Source organism: Pseudomonas sp. D3 (genome assembly GCF_029320995.1).
GTDB lineage: Bacteria > Pseudomonadota > Gammaproteobacteria > Pseudomonadales > Pseudomonadaceae > Aquipseudomonas > Aquipseudomonas paraveronii.
In genome coordinates this window covers 1,363,387-1,380,270 of sequence record NZ_CP119772.1, presented here as the reverse complement: position 1 = coordinate 1,380,270, position 16,884 = coordinate 1,363,387, and the positions used below count along the sequence as shown (strand labels likewise).

At 61.7% G+C, this 16,884-nt stretch carries 13 protein-coding genes; 4 read left to right on the top strand and 9 right to left on the bottom strand.

All coding sequences use genetic code 11. The features are described from left to right. Positions 1 to 81 precede the first annotated feature (81 nt). Positions 82 to 399 carry a DUF3509 domain-containing protein gene (locus P3S72_RS06125; RefSeq protein ID WP_276196627.1) on the top strand — a complete coding sequence of 106 codons (318 nt, stop codon included), beginning with the start codon at positions 82 to 84 and terminating at the stop codon, positions 397 to 399. Here P3S72_RS06125 and P3S72_RS06120 read toward each other — a convergent pair. Next, positions 396 to 881, bottom strand: coding sequence for a phosphate-starvation-inducible PsiE family protein (locus P3S72_RS06120; RefSeq protein ID WP_247405845.1), 486 nt, complete (start codon positions 879 to 881; stop codon positions 396 to 398). The genes P3S72_RS06125 and P3S72_RS06120 overlap by 4 nt on opposite strands. 248 nt (positions 882 to 1,129) lie before the next feature. Between P3S72_RS06120 and P3S72_RS06115 the strand changes: the two genes are divergently transcribed. After that, the gene (locus P3S72_RS06115) at positions 1,130 to 1,390 is read left to right on the top strand and encodes a YebG family protein (RefSeq protein ID WP_010564043.1); all 261 of its coding nucleotides are present in this window, start codon (positions 1,130 to 1,132) and stop codon (positions 1,388 to 1,390) included. Between the two features lie 229 nt (positions 1,391 to 1,619). Here the strand turns inward: P3S72_RS06115 and P3S72_RS06110 are convergent, their stop codons facing one another. The 3 genes from P3S72_RS06110 to P3S72_RS06100 all read right to left on the bottom strand — a co-directional run bounded on the left by P3S72_RS06110 (position 1,620) and on the right by P3S72_RS06100 (position 7,706). Beyond that, on the bottom strand, positions 1,620 to 2,207 hold the full coding sequence (locus P3S72_RS06110; protein WP_276196626.1) for a hypothetical protein: 588 nt from the start codon (positions 2,205 to 2,207) through the stop codon (positions 1,620 to 1,622). Then, the gene (locus P3S72_RS06105; RefSeq protein ID WP_276196625.1) at positions 2,204 to 6,526 is read right to left on the bottom strand and encodes an RHS repeat-associated core domain-containing protein; all 4,323 of its coding nucleotides are present in this window, start codon (positions 6,524 to 6,526) and stop codon (positions 2,204 to 2,206) included. The genes P3S72_RS06110 and P3S72_RS06105 overlap by 4 nt, the downstream gene beginning before the upstream one ends. Positions 6,527 to 6,686: 160 nt before the next feature. Further along, on the bottom strand, positions 6,687 to 7,706 hold the full coding sequence (locus P3S72_RS06100; RefSeq protein ID WP_276196624.1) for a Glu/Leu/Phe/Val dehydrogenase dimerization domain-containing protein: 1,020 nt from the start codon (positions 7,704 to 7,706) through the stop codon (positions 6,687 to 6,689). A gap of 185 nt (positions 7,707 to 7,891) precedes the next feature. Here P3S72_RS06100 and P3S72_RS06095 point away from each other — a divergent pair, with 185 nt between their 5' ends. Continuing rightward, positions 7,892 to 8,695 carry a tetratricopeptide repeat protein gene (locus P3S72_RS06095; RefSeq protein WP_276196623.1) on the top strand — a complete coding sequence of 268 codons (804 nt, stop codon included), beginning with the start codon at positions 7,892 to 7,894 and terminating at the stop codon, positions 8,693 to 8,695. On the opposite strand, the gene maiA is transcribed toward P3S72_RS06095, so the two are convergent. The 3 genes from maiA to hmgA are packed head-to-tail and all read right to left on the bottom strand — an operon-like array spanning position 8,692 to position 11,922. Then, complete coding sequence (gene maiA / locus P3S72_RS06090; RefSeq protein WP_276196622.1) at positions 8,692 to 9,336, bottom strand: maleylacetoacetate isomerase; 645 nt, start codon at positions 9,334 to 9,336, stop codon at positions 8,692 to 8,694. The two genes, P3S72_RS06095 and maiA, sit on opposite strands and share 4 nt — an antisense overlap. A gap of 12 nt (positions 9,337 to 9,348) precedes the next feature. Further along, positions 9,349 to 10,635: a fumarylacetoacetase gene (gene fahA / locus P3S72_RS06085; protein ID WP_276196621.1), complete on the bottom strand. Its 1,287-nt coding sequence runs from the start codon at positions 10,633 to 10,635 to the stop codon at positions 9,349 to 9,351. Between the two features lie 3 nt (positions 10,636 to 10,638). Further along, complete coding sequence (gene hmgA / locus P3S72_RS06080) at positions 10,639 to 11,922, bottom strand: homogentisate 1,2-dioxygenase (protein WP_276196620.1); 1,284 nt, start codon at positions 11,920 to 11,922, stop codon at positions 10,639 to 10,641. A gap of 119 nt (positions 11,923 to 12,041) precedes the next feature. Here hmgA and P3S72_RS06075 point away from each other — a divergent pair, with 119 nt between their 5' ends. Continuing rightward, positions 12,042 to 12,821, top strand: a complete 780-nt coding sequence (locus P3S72_RS06075; RefSeq protein ID WP_276196619.1) for an IclR family transcriptional regulator — start codon at positions 12,042 to 12,044, stop codon at positions 12,819 to 12,821. A gap of 1 nt (position 12,822) precedes the next feature. Here P3S72_RS06075 and dacB read toward each other — a convergent pair whose 3' ends face one another. Beyond that, positions 12,823 to 14,280: a D-alanyl-D-alanine carboxypeptidase/D-alanyl-D-alanine-endopeptidase gene (gene dacB / locus P3S72_RS06070; RefSeq protein WP_276196618.1), complete on the bottom strand. Its 1,458-nt coding sequence runs from the start codon at positions 14,278 to 14,280 to the stop codon at positions 12,823 to 12,825. Positions 14,281 to 14,389: 109 nt separating this feature from the next. Beyond that, the gene (locus tag P3S72_RS06065; RefSeq protein ID WP_276196617.1) at positions 14,390 to 16,804 is read right to left on the bottom strand and encodes a TonB-dependent receptor; all 2,415 of its coding nucleotides are present in this window, start codon (positions 16,802 to 16,804) and stop codon (positions 14,390 to 14,392) included. Positions 16,805 to 16,884: the final 80 nt, after the last annotated feature.

Below are 16,884 nucleotides of genomic sequence, written 5' to 3'. Positions count from 1 at the left end.
GTGGCCGGTGGTCAGGCAACGCGAACTAATCCAGACCCCGGTCGTCAATGACTGCATGTTCTTATCAGGCGGTAACGCACCATGGACAATCCTTTTCAGATCATCACCGACACCTTCACCCCACAGTACCGAGTCAACCTGAGCATCCAGCGGCTGGATGGCAGCATCATGCTGACCCTCTCGAATGAGCAGGGCGTGGTGGCCAAGCGCATGATCAGCGCCGAACAACGCAACGACCCGCAACGGCTCAAGCGCCTGGTGCAAAGCATCCAGTTCGGGATTGCCATCGAACAGGGCCACAGCGCCATGGAAATCCTGACGGTGATGACGGACGGGGACAGTCACAAACTGTTGCAGCGACCGCCCACCCGTCCCCAACCCTTCAGCGTCAGGCTTTAAAGCTCACCTTTCTCTGTTTCAAGGCTCTCGCCCTTGCGGTGCGGGCCTTGCACCTTCACCGACGGAAACGCCGACGACGCATAGCGCACCACCAGAATCGAGAACGCCAACAACAGAATCCCGCCGCACAGGTAGATGATGCCGATGTCCGGCGGGTTGTGGTGGGACACGTTGGAGATCAGCAGACGCGTCAGCGCGGTGATCGCCACGTAGATCAGGAAGCGCACCGGCATGTGGTTGGTCTTGAAGTAAATCCCGACCATGGCACCCAATTCCAGGTAGATGAATAACAGCAAGATGTCATCGATCTTGATGTGCCCGTTCTCCAGCATCCCCAGAAACTCCATCACCGCCGCCCAGGCAGTCACCGCACCGATAGCGAACAACGCCAGGTAATGGAACGTCTCGACAAACAGATTGCCCAGAGACTCGGCCAGCCCGTGGACATTCTGACGCAGCTTTTCGGCCCAATTGATTTTCACGATGATGCTTCCTTAGGTCGGCTCGACCGGATAATGCGGGTTGGACGTGACGGTTGTTCTGCATGCAGAAAAAAGGCCAGCGGCAGGGATAAGATGATGGCGGGGTGACATGAGGCACTCCAAACCTGTATTTCCGGGCTACATTAAAAAACTACTACCCAAACCGCACGGTTTGGCTTACCCTTTTAGCTGTATATAAATACAGTATTCGCAAAAGACAACTATCGTGAAGGCATGTGAGGTGGTGAATGGCCGTCGAAGTGGTATACCGCAGCAGCCGAGATCTGGAGCGTTTGTTCATGGATAAAGCCGAAGCTGACCGTCATGACAAGATGCTTGAACTCGCTGAGTTGCTCGCAGAAGTGTTGCAAAAAGCCGTGCCGTCGTTGAGCGAGCAGCAGGTTGAAGAGGCCGGGATCTACATGGCGAAAAACCGCGATGTCTTTGCCAAGGCATTCAAGAGCCAACCGGACGCGCTGTCCGAGTTGCTGAACCCGCCGGCGGAATAAAGCCCGAATTGAACAGGCCCTGAATCGTTGATTCAGGGCCTTTTTAAAACGGATTTTCATCGGTTCGAAAATACTAAATAAATCTGTCCCGTTTGGCTCTGTGTGATTCATTGACCTTTTTAGGATCTGTTGAGAGTTTCTCAATGCTTGAAATTATGTCTTTCATCGCTAATTGACCTTATCGATGTGGGAACACACCTGTTGATGCGAAGGTGTGAAGACGTTTCCATCACACGAGCGTGATGAGGTGAAACTCCAAAAAAGAGTGATCGAAATCAAGGGCGAGTAATTTCTCTTTGTACGCTTCGCCAATGATGATGTTGAACGCCCCCCCCCAGCCTTCCAAACGAAAGACCTCAGCAGTTTCAGGGATTTCTTCTGCGATCAGTACTGGCTCAAAAAAGAAACGACCTCTTGGATTCTGCCATTCTTTGACCACATGTTCTTCGGGCCAGGCTTCGTACTTGGATAACGCCCAATCGACGCAGTCAACATGATGGTAGGCATGCAAGAGTCGGTAACGTACTTTTTGGCTTTCGTGAGTGATAGGCAGATATTGCACGTTCTCTGCGGCGAGGTTATCCAGCCCCTCAAGAGATTCATCGAATACAAAAAAGTCCGCTCCGATGGTATTGACCGGAGCGGTTTTTCCGGCGGCAAGAATGTCATAGTGCAGAGGCCTCATCGTGCAAGGCTTTCGGCTATTGGACAGTTCAACATCATCTACTTCCTCTCCCTTGTAAATAAGCTCTCCGAGGTTTACATAACCTTCCCACTTTTTACTGGCGACATTCGGATTGAGTTTGAAGTAATTCATAAGTCGACTTTCCTCAAAATCTTGTTAAGGGTTGAGGTGGGGTCCAATGCTTCCTTTCTAAGCTCTGCGAGCTCCGCTTTAAACTGATCCTGCCCTTTTCTGCTGGCGCTTTTCAACCGTTTATGAATTTCTGCATGCATGTTCTTAGGGTGTGGGCCTTTGTGCCCAGGCACGTCTACTTTGTTGAGTGGGTCATTGAGGACGTCTTTGCGAGACTTGCCGTTTTTGAATTTACCCAACCCATTTTTCTCAAACAGCACGCGGTATTTAGGGGTCCATTTCGCATGTTTATTGGTGGCGATGTGGTGCGTCGGCGCGCAGGCTGAGAGCCCCCACGGGTCAAACCACCCTGTTGGATTCACCGCGTACTGATAAAGGTTGAATCCTCCGACCAGGCTAATGGGATCTGGGGTCGTGAAGCGACCTATATCGGGATCATAAAACCTAAACGTATTAAAATGCAGCCCAGTCTCCCGATCCAGATACTGCCCCTGAAACCGCAAATTCTGCTCTTCAATGAAGTAAGGTTCCCGCACCTCCTCCCGCGTATTGCCCCACACCCGATAAGTCGCTCGCCAGACGTCATGGCCGTCGGCGTCGGTGAGTTGCTCCGGCAAGCCGTTCAGGTCGTTGTGGTAATACCGCACGCGTTGGTATTCACCGTTACCGTCGACCCTGGCAAGAGGCTCGTAACTGTCGCCATCGTAGAGATAGAGGCTGGTCTGACTGTGTTTATGCTCCTGCAACAACCGTAGGCCATCCCAGGTGAACCGGGTTTCGCCCAGCGGACAGCCATCGCTGCCGTGTTCAGTTTTTTCAATGCGCCGACCCAGCGGGTCGTAGGCCATCCTGACCACGCTGCCGTTGTCATTGCGTACTTCAACTAACCGGCTTTCGGCGTCGTAGGCAAAACGCTGCAAACCACGCACAGCGCTACGCTTTTCAACCATTCGCCCCAAAGCGTCGTAGGTATAGCGCTTGTCTTGATACGTCAGCAGCCGGTTATGCCGTACCAGGCCGCCTTGTTGTGGCCCGTCGAGCAGGTTGGCTGCCGCATCGTAGGCATAGGTTTCGATCCGGCCTATTTGTTGGCTGACGAGGATACGTCCGCTACTGTCGTAGGCCAGGTGCTCTTGGCGGTCGGTACGGCGGCGTCCGATCAGGTTGTCGCTGGGGTCGTAGCTGTAGTGGGTTTCGACCAATGTCGGCAACTGCCACGGTTGGTCGATGCTGCGACGCTGGCGTGAGCGGACCCGGCCACTGCGGTCATAGTCGGTATTTGTTCTGAGTTGACCCTGAGTGCGTTGCAGTTCGCGGTGCAGGCGGTCGCGTTCGAAGTCGCTGATGACGTGGCCGTCGAGATTCAGCTGATGCAGATGGCCGCTGCCGTAGTACAGGCGATTGAGCCAGCGTCCGTCAGGCAAGTGGGTTTGAGTCAGGTTGCCCAATTCGTCGTAATGGCGTTGCAGACACCCCGCCGAGCTGTGTTCTTCGAGCAGTTGCCCCAGCGCGTCATAGCTAAAGCCAAGTGCTTGCTCGCGACCGTCGAGAGCGGTGAAGGTGACCGCGACCAGTTGGTCGTTCAGGTCGTGCTTATAAACGGTGGTGCCGTCGGCGGTGACTTTGCTGACCAGGCGCCCGAGCGGGTCGCGTTGGAGCTGGTGTGTCAGCGCGTCTACCGCCTCGCCTTCGCTTCCCGGCAGGTAACCTACGGCGACGACGTTATCCAGCGGGTCATAGGCATAGCAGCGCCGACTGTGGTCGAGGTCTTGTTGCTGCACCAGGCGATCGGCTGCGTCCCACTCAAAGCGATAGCTTTCGCCGTTTTCATTGGTCAGTTTCAGCAGTCGCCCGTAGGCATCGTGGTCGAAGGTGACGCAGCGGTTATGCGCGTCCCAGCGTTGTTTAACCTGGCCGCGCCGGTCGTAGGCATAGCGGGAAATGTTGCCGGCGGGGTCGACATAGCCCGTCAGATAACCACTGGCGTTGCGCTGGAAATGCTCAAGGCGCCCGTCCGAAAATCGGCATTCCAGCAACAACCCTTGCCGGCTGTACTGATAGCGCACCGACTCACCTTCAGCATTGGTGTGCACCACCACATTGCCGAATGCATCGTACTGGTAGCCGGTGGCGTAGCCCGAGCAATCCACTTCCTCGATCAGTTGGCTCCACTCGTCCCAGTGCAGCTTCCGGATTTTGTCGGTGGCATCGATGATCTGCACCGGCTGGCCGAAATCGTCGTAGACATAACGGGTGCGGTTGCCCAGCGGATCGATCTCTTCGATGCAGTTGCCATGCCGGTCGTAGCGGTAATGCCAACGGTTGCCCGCCGGGTCGGTTTCCACTTCGGGCAATGCCCAATGCGCCAGCCACTGGGTGTTGCTGATCCTGGCCAGTGGATCGGTCACTGTGCTCAGGTTGCCGGATTCGTCGTAACTGAAGCGCCACTCGCCGTTTTGCGGATCAATCGCGCCGAGCAATTGGCGATCTTCGCTCCATTCGAACTGCCACGTATGGCCCAGGTTATCGACGTAGCGGGTGATCTGGTAATGCGGGTTCCAATAGCGTGTGCTGACCCGTTTCAGGCCATCAGTGACGCGCGTGATACCGGCATCCAGGTCGTAGTCGAAGGTGAATGCATCGCCGGCATCGGTCCAATGCCGGCTGACGCGCCATTCTTCACCCTGCGGGCCAGGCACTGCGCGCCATTGGTAGAAGCAACGCAAGCCACTCGGCAGTTGGTGTTCGACCATGCGCCGCGCGCTGTCGTAAGCAAAACGTCGTTGGCTCGTGCCTTGTGCGTCGAGGACTTCAGCCAGGTCGCCGTGGGTGTCGTAGCGATAGCTGACCAACACGTCGCTGCGCCCAGCAAAATGTTGCCGATGCAGGTAACGGCGCTCGATATGGCTCACGCGCCGCGGATGCTCGACGGTGTAGCTCACGTCGACGTGCATCAGCGCATGGCTGTCGCGCAGGCGGCACAGGCGACCCTGGGCGTCGTAATCCAGAAAGATGCGCCCTTCGTTACGATCACCCAGCAGATGCAGGCGCATCCGCGAAGGGTTCAGAGGGTCGGGCTCGAAGAGCCGATACAGGCCGTCGATACTTTCGATCAGGATGGCGCCGTCGGCGCTGCGCCTGACCGCAAGGCCTTCGCCGGGGCTGAAGGCGCCGCCTGACAACGGGAGGTAGCCGATGTCTATGCGGCGCCCCTGTTCGTCGATGTAGGTGAGGTATTCATCTTTATCGATCTCGACGGCGACCTCATAGGCAACGCTCCAGCCGGCGCCGAAAAGGCCGTCGTGGCGTTGATCGAGGCTGCTGTAGAAGCGCTGCCAGTCGATGGGGAGCAGGCCTGGCAGGACGAAGTCCAGTTCTTCTTCGGCGCCGAGGATTTTGGCCCCGGTCGGGCTATGCACCGGGTTGGGCGAACCGTTGACCGCGCTGTTGAGTGCCGAGGTGAGCTTGCTGGTTCCATACGCCACGGCCCCGCCCGCCAACGCGCCGCCGACCAGGCATGGCAAGTTGCTCCAAAAGCCTTTCACATTGCCGCGTAGCGCAAGCAGCGCGGCAATCGCCAAGCCGACGCCCGGTGTCTTTCCACTGCGAATTTCGCGCACCACGACGGGGTCGCCACCGATACGCACATCGGCAGAAATCAGCCCCTCGACGCTGCCGATCTTGGCGTCGCACGTGCTGCGGTCACCGCTGCGTGCGGCCGGTTGCCCGTTGATGAAGACCGAACTGGAACCCTCGGCAATGAATTGCTCGGGCATCGGCGGGTGCTTGGTGCAGGCGACGGTGTCCAGCGCACACGGCACGGTACCGGCAGCGGGTGTGGCGACCGTCGGGCGCCACAGTTGTGAGAAAAATCCATGTGCCATGTCCAGAAAACTGGGGGCCGGTGGTTCACTGGCCGCGACCGGCACAGCCATCATCTTTCCGGCAGCCCGGGCGGCCGGTTTGCCATTGATGAAAACGTCGTCTGAGCCGCTGCTGATAAAGGCCTCGATCACCGGCGGAAAAACCCAGTTGGCGGCGGTTTCGCACCAACTGGAGATCTTCACGTCAGCCCCCGAGAGCCCGGCGGTGATCCCCACCACCGCGCCGACCGCCAGCCCCAAGGCGACGCAGCCAACGCCGCCAGTGGCGATGGTCACGCCGGTCGCTGCAGCGATCAACGCGCCTGCGGCCAGGCAGCCCACGGACGTGATGGCGGCATAGGCCGCGACTTCCAGCACACCGCCGAGAACATCGGCCATCATTGAGGTGTGCAGCAGCGCGTCGCCTTCGCGGGCGGCCCAAAACGCGTCAGTCATGCCTGCAATCCCTGCCTGAAAAGGCCGGAATCAAATCACGCAACTAACGCGCTGCTCAGGTGAGACTTTCCGAGAGAGGCGTAAGAATTTTCCCAAAGCAGGCGGAGCGGAGGGGCTTCCGCTCCCGATTTACCAGTGCCCATCGTTTTTAATGCGTGGCCTATCGGTAAAGCAGACGCTCAGCCAGTTCATCGGCCACCCGTGCAGGTGAACGCTTTTCGGCCTGGGCGTGGGCGAAGATTTCGGTCAGGCGCGTGCCGATGTTCGACAGGTGCGCGGTGATGGTCGGCAGTTCGGCGCCGCTGTGTTTGAGGGCGCCGTAGATCAGGCCGCCGGAGTTGATCACGTAGTCCGGGGCGTAGAGGATGCCACGCCCTTCCAGTTGGTCGGCCACTTGCAGGTTGGTCAGTTGCGCACTCGCGGAACCGGCCACGGCGGCGCAGCGCAGTTGGCCGACGCTGTTGCGATTGAACACCGCGCCGAGGCCGCAGGGCGCGAGGATGTCGCAGGGGGTGCTGAGCAAGGCCTCGTTGGCGATCGGGTGCGCGCCAAGTTGTTCCATGGCCAGTTGCACCTTGCCATGGTCGATGTCGCTGACCAGCAGTTCGGCGCCGGCGGCGTGCAGTTGTTCGGCGAGGGCGTAACCGACGTTGCCCAGGCCCTGGATCGCCACGCGCAGGCCTTCGAGGTTGTCGCTGCCCAGGCGCGCCATGGCGGTGGTGCGGATGCCGGCGAATACGCCCATGGCGGCATGGGGGGCGGGGTCGCCGGCAGCGGTGGTGCTGGTGACGAAGCGGGTGTGCTGGGCAATGCAATCCATGTCGGCCACCGAGGTGCCGCTGTCGATGGCGGTGATATAGCGGCCGTCAAGTTGCTCGACACACCGCCCAAAGGCTTCAAACAGGGCCGCGCGACTTTCCACATGGGCCGGGCGCAGGATCACGGCGCACCCGCCGCCCACCGGCAAACCGGCCAGGGCGGCCTTGTAGCTCATGCCTTGGGCCAGGCGCGCAGCATCGGCCACCGCGCTTTCGTCATCGGGATACGCGAGGTAACGACAACCGCCCAAAGCGGGCCCAAGGCGGCTGTTGTGGATGGCTATGACCGCCTTCAACCCGGTCATCGGGTCGATGCTCAGGTGCAGCGATTCAAGGCGGGTGCTGTGCATGAGAGCAAACATCGTCAAGCTCCCGAATCACTTCTGGTGTCGCCAAGTATAGGCGGGCGGCAGAAAACTGCCGAAGTGCGCTGGAATAAGCCGCCCGGTTTTGTGGGCCATGCGACATAAGCAAGTAGGATTTCTATCAAGCTACTAGACGAAAATTCACAGCAAGGCTAAAACGGGAGCATCCGCCGGAGAATGCAATGAACCCCCGCCACGCCTTTTTCGCCTGCCTGGAACGTTCACCCCCTGCGCTGTTTGAAGCCGCGCTGTGGATTGCCGCCGAGCATGATGCGGCGGTGCACCCGCTGCTGATCTTGCAGGACCTCAACGCGCTCGAACAGCAAGTCAGCCTGGGCATGCCCCTGTTGCCGGCGGATGAACTCGGCCAACCGCTGTTGCGGCGCCTGAATGACCTGGGGTTCGCCCAGGATGACTTCACCCCGCTGCGCCCCGCCGCAGCCCTGCTGGACAAGGTGTTGCAGCGCAAGCGCGGACAACCCCTGGCCATGGGCCTGATCGCGATGGAATTGGCGCGACGCCTGAATATCCCCATGGTCGGCGTCAACTTCCCCGGCCACTTCCTGCTGCGGGTGCCCGGCGCCGATCACCTGCTCGACCCCTGTGGCGGTCGCCGCCTGTACCCCAACGATTGCCGCGACCTGTTGCAACGCCAATACGGCCCCAACCTCAAGTTGCAGGCCGACCACCTGCACACCGCCACCCCACGCTCTATCCTGCAACGGCTGTCACGCAACCTGCGCCAGTTGTACCTTTCCAATGACGACCCGCTGGCGGCCCTGATCGACGCCGAGCGCGTGCTGGATCTGGGCCATGCCAGCGCCGCCGATTACCTGGCGCGGGCCAGCCTGTATCAACGCCTGGATTGCCCAAGCGCCGAGCGTTTCGACCTGGAGCACGCGCTGCTGCTCAGCGACGACCCGATCCAGCGCCTGCGCCTGGCCGAACGGCTGGGGCACCTGCCGCCCAATTCAGTGGTGCACTAAGCCCCCTTAGGCGTGTCGGGCTGGTTCGCGGGGTGCGCCTGGATAAACGCCGGCTGCTGCGCCGCCAACGCCGCCACCCGCCCGATGCGCGGATACGCCGCCAACGACACCTGGAAGCGCTCGGCCGCATACAACTGCGGGATCAGAAACGCATCCGCGAGCCCCGGCCGCTCACCAAAACAAAACCCGCGATCGCCAATCAACTGCTCGACCGCGCCCAAGCCCTGGCTGATCCAATGACCAATCCAGGCCAGCACTTGCGTTTCATCATGGCCCCACTGCCGCAGCAGGTTCTGGGTGCTGGAATTGTGCAGCGGGTGAATGTCGCAAGCGATGATCGACGCCACCGCGCGCTCGTGAGCGCGGGTCGCCAGGTCGGGGGACAGCAGCGGCGGCTGTGGATAACGTTCCTCCAGGTATTCGATGATCGCCGACGACTGGATCAACCGTTCGCCATCATCGGTGCGTAAAGTCGGGACGCGACCTTGCGGGTTGATCGCCAGGTAGTCCGGCTGGCGATTGGCACCGCCCGCCGGCACCAGCAGGTTGACCGGCACGGCAGTGAAATCCAGGCCCTTGAGCGCCAGCGCAATCCGCACCCGGTACGACGAAGTGGACCGATAGTAAGTGTAGAGTTCCATCGCCCGCCCCTCTCAGCGCGCCGCGACCACGGTGCCGCGGCATTCGCCGAAGCCGATGGCGGCAAAACCGTCGCGACTGCAACGGGCGCGCAGGATGATTTCATCACCGTCTTCGAGGAATTTACGCACCTCGCCCGACGCCAGTTCAATCGGCTTCTTGCCGCCTTCGGTGATCTCCAGCAGGCTGCCGAACTGCCCCGACAGCGGCCCGGACAAGGTGCCCGAACCGAACAGATCACCGGCCTGCAACTGGCAACCGTTGACGCTGTGGTGCGCAACCATTTGCGCCACGGTCCAGTACATGTGCCGGGTGTTGCTCAGGGTCAGGCGCTGGGCCGGCAGGTTCTGTTCACGCATCGACACCGTGGTCAACAGCACTTCCAGTTCGATATCGAAACCGCCCGCTGCCTGATCGCGTTGATCCAGCAGGTACGGCAGCGGTTGCGGGTCGCCCTCGGGGCGCGCCGGTTGGGCCTGGCGGAACGGCGCGAGTGCTTCGGCCGTCACCACCCACGGCGAGATGCTGGTGATGAAACTCTTCGACAGGAACGGCCCCAGCGGTTGGTATTCCCAGGCCTGGATATCGCGCGCCGACCAATCGTTGAGCAGGCAGAAACCGGCGATGTGCTCGGCCGCATCGCCAATCGCAATCGAGTCGCCCATGGCGTTGCCCTGGCCGATCCAGATGCCCAGCTCCAGCTCATAGTCCAGGCGTGCGCAGGGGCCGAATGTCGGCTCGGTCTGGCCGGCCGGCAGGGTCTGGCCTTTGGGGCGGCGCACCTCGGTGCCGGACGGGCGGATGGTCGACGCACGGCCGTGATACCCGATCGGCACGTACTTGTAGTTGGGCAGCAGCGGGTTATCGGGGCGGAACAGTTTGCCGACGTTCTGCGCGTGTTCGATGCCGACGTAGAAGTCGGTGTAGTCATTGATCTTGGCGGGCAGGTGCATCTGGCAATCGGCGGCGCGGTGCAGCACGTCGGCCTCACGCGCCTGCAGCGGGCTGCCCTCCCCCAGCAGTTCCAGCAGACGCTCGCGCAGGGCCACGCGCGGGCCCCGGCCCAATTCGAAGAAGGCATTCAACTGCCCGCCGGCGCTGGCGTCGACGGCACGCAGCGCTTCACCGTCAAACGCATCGCGGGCGGCGAGCAGGTCGAGGATGCAGTCGCCGATCGCCACGCCACTGCGCGGCGCCGAGCCGTTGATACTGAACACTCCCAGCGGCAGGTTTTGCAGGGGGAAATCGCCGTGACCGTTGGCGGAAGATACCCAGCTGCGGGCAAGCGTTGGTTGAGTCATGGGTTATCTCCGGTTCGGGTTGAAGGTGACGGGCAGCGCGGCCCAGCACGCGTCATAAGCAGATTGTAGTTGCGGGCAGTCCAGGGCGAAGCGGGTCGGGCGCAGCACTTGGCTGGTCTCGAACATGAACGCCATGGTGTCATCGATCTTGTGCGGGGCCAGCTCGACATTGATCGCCTTGGTGCAGGTCTCGCCATCCGGCCCGTGGGCGCTCATGCAACTGTGCAGCGACGCGCCGCCGGGCAGGAAGCCTTCGGCCTTGGCGTCGTAGGCGCCGTGGATCAGGCCCATGTATTCGTTCATCAGGTTACGGTGGAACCACGGTGGCCGGAAGGTGTTCTCGGCCACCATCCAGCGCGGCGGGAAGATCACGAAATCGAGGTTGGCCAGGCCGTGTACGCTGGTCGGCGAGGTCAATACGGTGAAGATCGACGGGTCGGGGTGATCGAAGCTCACGGTGCCAATCGTATTGAACCGGCGCAGGTCGTATTTGTACGGCACGTTGTTGCCATGCCAGGCGACGACGTTGAGGGGCGAATGGTCGAGCTCGCAGGCCCACAGTTCGCCGAGAAATTTCTGCACCAGCGTCGTCGGCTGCTTGCGGTCTTCGTAGTGGGCAACCGGGGTGAGAAAGTCACGCGGATTGGCCAGGCCGTTGCTGCCGATCGGGCCGAGGTCCGGCAGGCGCAACGCGGCGCCGTGGTTTTCCGCGACATACCCGCGCGCCTGCGCATCCAGCAGTTCGACGCGAAATTTCAGGCCGCGCGGCAGCACGACGATCTCCAGCGGCTCGACTTCCAGCACGCCGAGTTCGCTGGCGATGCGCAAACGGCCCTGTTCAGGGACGATCAACAACTCGCCATCGGCGTTGAAGAACACGCGCTCCATCGAACGGTTGGCGCAGTAATGGTAAATGCTGATGCCCGACGGTTGGTCCGCCCCGGCATTGGCCGCCATGGCGACCAGGCCATCGACAAAGTCGGTCGGCTCGCTCGGCAACGCCAACGGGTTCCAGCGCAGCCGATTCGGCGTCACCGCGCCCAGCGGCCCACCCGCCAGTTGCCGCTCCAGTTTGACGAACGCCGGATGATTGGCCGACGGCTGGATGCGGTACAGCCAGGTGCGACGCGCTTCGCTGCGCACCATGGTGAAGGCCGTGCCGGAGAACAGCTCGGTGTACAGGCCGTAAGGGGCTTTTTGCGGGGAATTCTGGCCGACCGGCAGCGCGCCGGGCAGGGCTTCGCTGGCGAATTCATTACCGAAGCCCGACAGGTATTCGAGGTTCATGGATCATCCTCTGACGGAAGTTGTTTTTATCGTAATCCAGTTACGCATAACGTAATTTGATCACTGTCGACCGTCAAGCTATAAAGACGCCCACTCATCTCTCGGATTCCCGTTGCCCCATGGAAAAGCCCCGCGACACAGGTAAACAGAAAGTCCGCTCGGCCGAAGTGGGCACCGACATCCTCAAGGCCCTGGCCGAACTGTCGCCCTCCACGTCGCTGTCGCGCCTGGCCGAGCATGTGCAGATGCCGGCGAGCAAGGTTCACCGCTATCTCCAGGCCCTTATCGCCTCGGGCTTCGCCGAGCAAAACAGCACCACCAACCATTACGGCCTGGGCCGCGAAGCATTGCGCGTGGGCCTCGCCGCGCTGAGCAGCATGGACGTGCTCAAAGTCGGCGCCCTGCCCCTGGCCGAGCTGCGTGATGAGTTGAATGAAACCTGCTTCCTGGCGGTGTGGGGCAACCAGGGCGCGACCGTGGTGCAGATCGAACCGGCGGTGCGCGCGGTAACGGTGGTGACGCAACTGGGCTCGGTGTTGCCGCTGCTCAGTTCATCCACCGGGCTGGTGTTCAGCGCCTTTTTGCCGGCGCGAGAAACCGTCGAATTGCGCGAGCGCGAGATCCAGGCGGGCATCGCCCACGCCCTGGCGGACGACCAGGCCTACGCCAGCGCCTGCGAACAGATCCGCGCACGTGGCTTGCACTTTGTACATGGCCTGCTGATGCCCGGTGTGGATGCGTTGTCGGCGCCGGTGTTCAACGCGGTCGGCCAGGTCGCGGCGGTGATGACCGTGGTTGGCCCCACCTCGCTGTTCCATGCCGATGAAGATGGCCCGGCGGCGCAGCGCTTGCTGGCGGCGACCCGGGCGGTGAGCTGGCGGATGGGCTACCAGGCCTGAATCAGTCGTGCCATTGCGTCAGGGCGACGGCCAGACGGTTCTCCAGGGCGCGGATCGGTGCCGCGTCGCTCAGGTAGTTGTTGCTGATCATCGAAAACACCAGGCGCCGCCCGTGGGCATCAGTGATGTAACCGCTCAATGACGACACGCCGCCCATGGAGCCGGTCTTGGCGTGCAAGTTGTTTTGCGCCGGCGTGCCGCGCAGGCGATAACGCAGGCTACCGCCGCTGATGCGCTCGGGGTTGCCGGCAATCGGCAAGGCGTTGTACCACGCCTCGAACCACGGCTGTTTGGATGTCGCCAACAGCAGGTCGGTGAGCGTCTGCGCCGACACCAGATTGCGCCGCGACAAGCCCGAACCGTCCACCTGATTCAGGCTCGCCGGGTCCACTCCCTGGCGCCGCATGAAGGCCGCCACCGCCGCCACACCCGCCTGCGCGGTTCCGGCGTTCGCGGTCTTGCGGCCCATGGCCTTGAGCAAGGCTTCGGACATGTTGTTGTTCGAGAGTTTGAGCAGCGGCGTGATCAGTTCCTGCAACGGTGCCGATTGATGCTCCGCCAGCAGCCTCGCCGTCGCAGGGCTTGCACCCCCGATCACGCGCCGGCCCAGCACCTGGATGCCCTGCTGCGCCAATGCCTGTTCAAACAGATTGGCCACCAGTCGCGTCGGCTCCCACACACTCACCCATTGCCGGCTGTGCTTGCCCGGCGCCAGCGCGCCCGTGAGTTGCAGCAGATTGGTGCCGTGCTGGCGCGTAATCCCATAGCTGTTGCCGGAGCCGCTCACCGCACGGTTGCTCAGTTGCACGTAATCGGTGGCCGGGCTGATCGCCACACTGACCGGCTGGCCGGGGCTCATGGGCGCCGTGGCCGTGACGATCAATGTGCCCGCATCAAAATCGGAATTGGGCGACACGGTCAGCGCCGAAATCTGCGCGCCGTAGTAGGTGCTTTCATCGTCCTGAGCCCAATCCACGCCGAGGCGCTGCGCATCGAACCAGCTGTCGTCGAACACCAGGTCGCCCTGCACCTGACGCACACCCTGGCTGGCCAGTTGCGCGGCGAGTGCCTGGTAATCGGCGAACTGCGTGGTCGGGTCGCCCAGGCCGCGCAGGTACAGGTTGCCGCTCAGGCGCTCGCCTTGCTGCGTGCCGTCGCTCAGCAGTTGGGTGGAAAACCGATACTGCGGGCCCAGCACATCCATCGCCGCCGCGGTGGTCAGCAGCTTGAGGTTGGAGGCCGGCACCAACCGCGTGCGCGGGTTGTGTTGATAGAGCGTGTTGCCGCTGCGGGCGTCGCGCACCATGACCGAAACCGTGGCGCCATTCAGGGCCGGGTCGGCCAACAGGTGGTCCAGGGTTGAAGAGTTGGAGGTCGACGAAACGCTGGCGCAGCCACCCAGTAAAAAGCTCAAGCCGACCAGCATCGCGCCGGTGTGTAACTTTCGTCCAAACTGCATCAATACCGTTTTCCACAAAGCCGTCAGGGGCGGCAACGCTAACAGTTCCAGGGGTTTGTGGCGAGGGAACGGGTTCCCGGACGACTCGACAAGCGCCCTCGCCACCGGTTCAGAACTCCAACGTACTGGACACCGACACCTGCCGCGCATCCCCCATCGACACAAATACCCGGCTGGCGGCCGAGGTGTAGTAGGTGCGATCGAACAGGTTCTTCACGTTGAGCTGGAACTTGACCTTTTGCCCTTCGATTTTGGTGTTGTAGCTGGCAAACAGATCAGCCACGGTATACCCCGGCAGATTGAAGCTGTTATTGGCATCGCCTTCGCGCTGGCCGACGTAACGCGCACCGGCACCGACGCGCAGGTCATCGCCGCCGAGCAGGCTGCCGACGTCGTACACCGCCGACAACGAACCGGTGTGCTTGGCCACGTTCTGCAGGCGCTTGCCTTGCAGCGCCGGGTCTTTGGTGACTTCAGCATCGGTGTAGGCATAGCTGCCGATCAGGCTCCAGCGGTCGCTGAGCTGGCCGCTGGCGTCCAGTTCCAGGCCACGGGAGCGCACTTCGCCCGCCATGCTGTAGACCGTGTCCACACCCGAACCGACGGACACCAGCACATTGCGCTTGGTGATATCGAACAATGCCGCACTGGCGGTGATACGCCCCGGCATATCGAGCTTGGTTCCCAGCTCCCAGGCCTTGGATTCTTCCGGCTGCAGGTTGCCCTGGAGCACGCTGCCATCGTTCAGCGCGGCAATGGTCGAGTTGGGTTTGAACGACTCGGTGTAGCTGCCGTAAAACGACAGTTCGTCCGTGTAGCGGTACACCAGGCCAGCACGCGGCACCCATTTCTGGCCATTGCCGTCGGTATTGGCCTTGAACGGCACGCCTTTGCCGGCGTATTGGTCGTACATCTGATAGCGCGCGCCGGCCACTAGGATCCACTGGTCGGTCAGGTGGATGGCGTCCTGCAAGAACAGCGAATCACTGCGCAGCAAGTCGGTCTGCGCGCTGTCCTTGGCGCTCACCGTGGTGCCTTGCACATCGTTGCCATACACCGGGTTGACGTAGCTGAAGGCACTGCGCTGCGACTGACGGATCAGTTCGGCGCGATAGATCTTGCGGTACTCATCGTCGAGGCCGAACACCAGATCATGCTGCATGCCGCCGAGCTTGACCTTGCCTTCCAAACTGGCCGTGGCGAAGCGGTCGGTGGTCAATGCGCCACGCGTACCGTCCATGCTGCGGGTCAAGGTGCCGTCGGTATTGACCGAGGCGATGCGGACCTGGCTGGCGTCATAGGTCTCGCGGTTCCAGCTGTAGCCGACGTGCGCCGTCCAGTCGTCGTTCAGCTCGTGATCGGCCTCGAAGCGATACAGGTCGGAGCGGCCTTCCATATTGTTGAACGGCTCATCCAGGCGCCGGGTGGCGGGGATGTCCAACGGGTGATTGGTCTTGGGGTCGATGGCGGTGCCACGGTCGAACGGCGAGAGAAACTCGCGGTGCTCATAAGCGAACACCACCTTGGTGGTATCGCCATACCAGGCCAGGGACGGCGCGATCATGCTCTCGCGGTGCGTGCCGAAGTTGCGCCAGTAATCTTCGTCCTCGTGGTCGACGATCAAGCGGTACGCCAAGCCGCTGTCACCGATGGGCCCCGTGGTGTCGAGGTTGCCACCGCTGCCGTTCTTGCCGTTGCCGAAGGTGGAGCCACGGACGGTCAAGGAGGTGGACTGCACCAACTGCGGCTTTTTGCTGACGATATTAACCACGCCTCCCGGGTCCTGGATGCCATACAGCAGCGACGACGGACCCTTGAGCACTTCAACCCGTTCAGCCGTAGAGTTCAGCGCCCGGCCCTGCACAATCGGCATGCCGTCGCGCATGATCGAGCCGTTACGGTTGTCGCCAAAGCCGCGCAGCATCACCGCATCCTGGGTGCTGCCGAGGGTGTTGGCCTGGGTGATGCCGCTGACATTGGCCAGGGCGTCATCCAGGTTGCGCGGTTGTTGATCGCGCAACACTTGGGCGGGCACTACGTTGACGGTTTGCGGGGTCTCCAGCAGCAAGCCACGCGAACGCATCACCGAGCTGGTGGGCGGCGGCTGGTAGCTGGTGCTGTCGGCGGGCTCGGCGACCGCGCTGATGGTGGTGGCGCCCAGGTTCAGCGCGCCGTCGCTAGGCACGGGCTCCAGGGCCAGGGTGCGGGCGTCGATCTGGCGGAAGGTAAAACCGGAGCCGCCCAACAGGCGTTGCAGGGCCTGGGTCGCGCTCATCTGACCGCTGACGGCCGGGGCGTTGAGACCGTAAGGGGCTTCGTCGGTATAGATCACGCTGAGCCCGGTGACCCGGCTGAAATCGCTGAGCGCCTGGGGCAGCGGCTTGGCCGCCAGGGCAAAGTTGAACTGGGCGCTTTGTTGTTCCTGCGCCTGCGCCACACTCAGAGGCAGCAGCGCCAGCCCCGATACCGTCAAGACCGAGGCTCCCAGCCACTGTTTAACCCAACCGCCCGCCGTCGATTTCATGCTGTGAGAATCCGTGTAGATAAACGCTGTTAATGCGAATTAGTCGCAGTTTCAAACACTACACGGATGGGCGCTGGGTT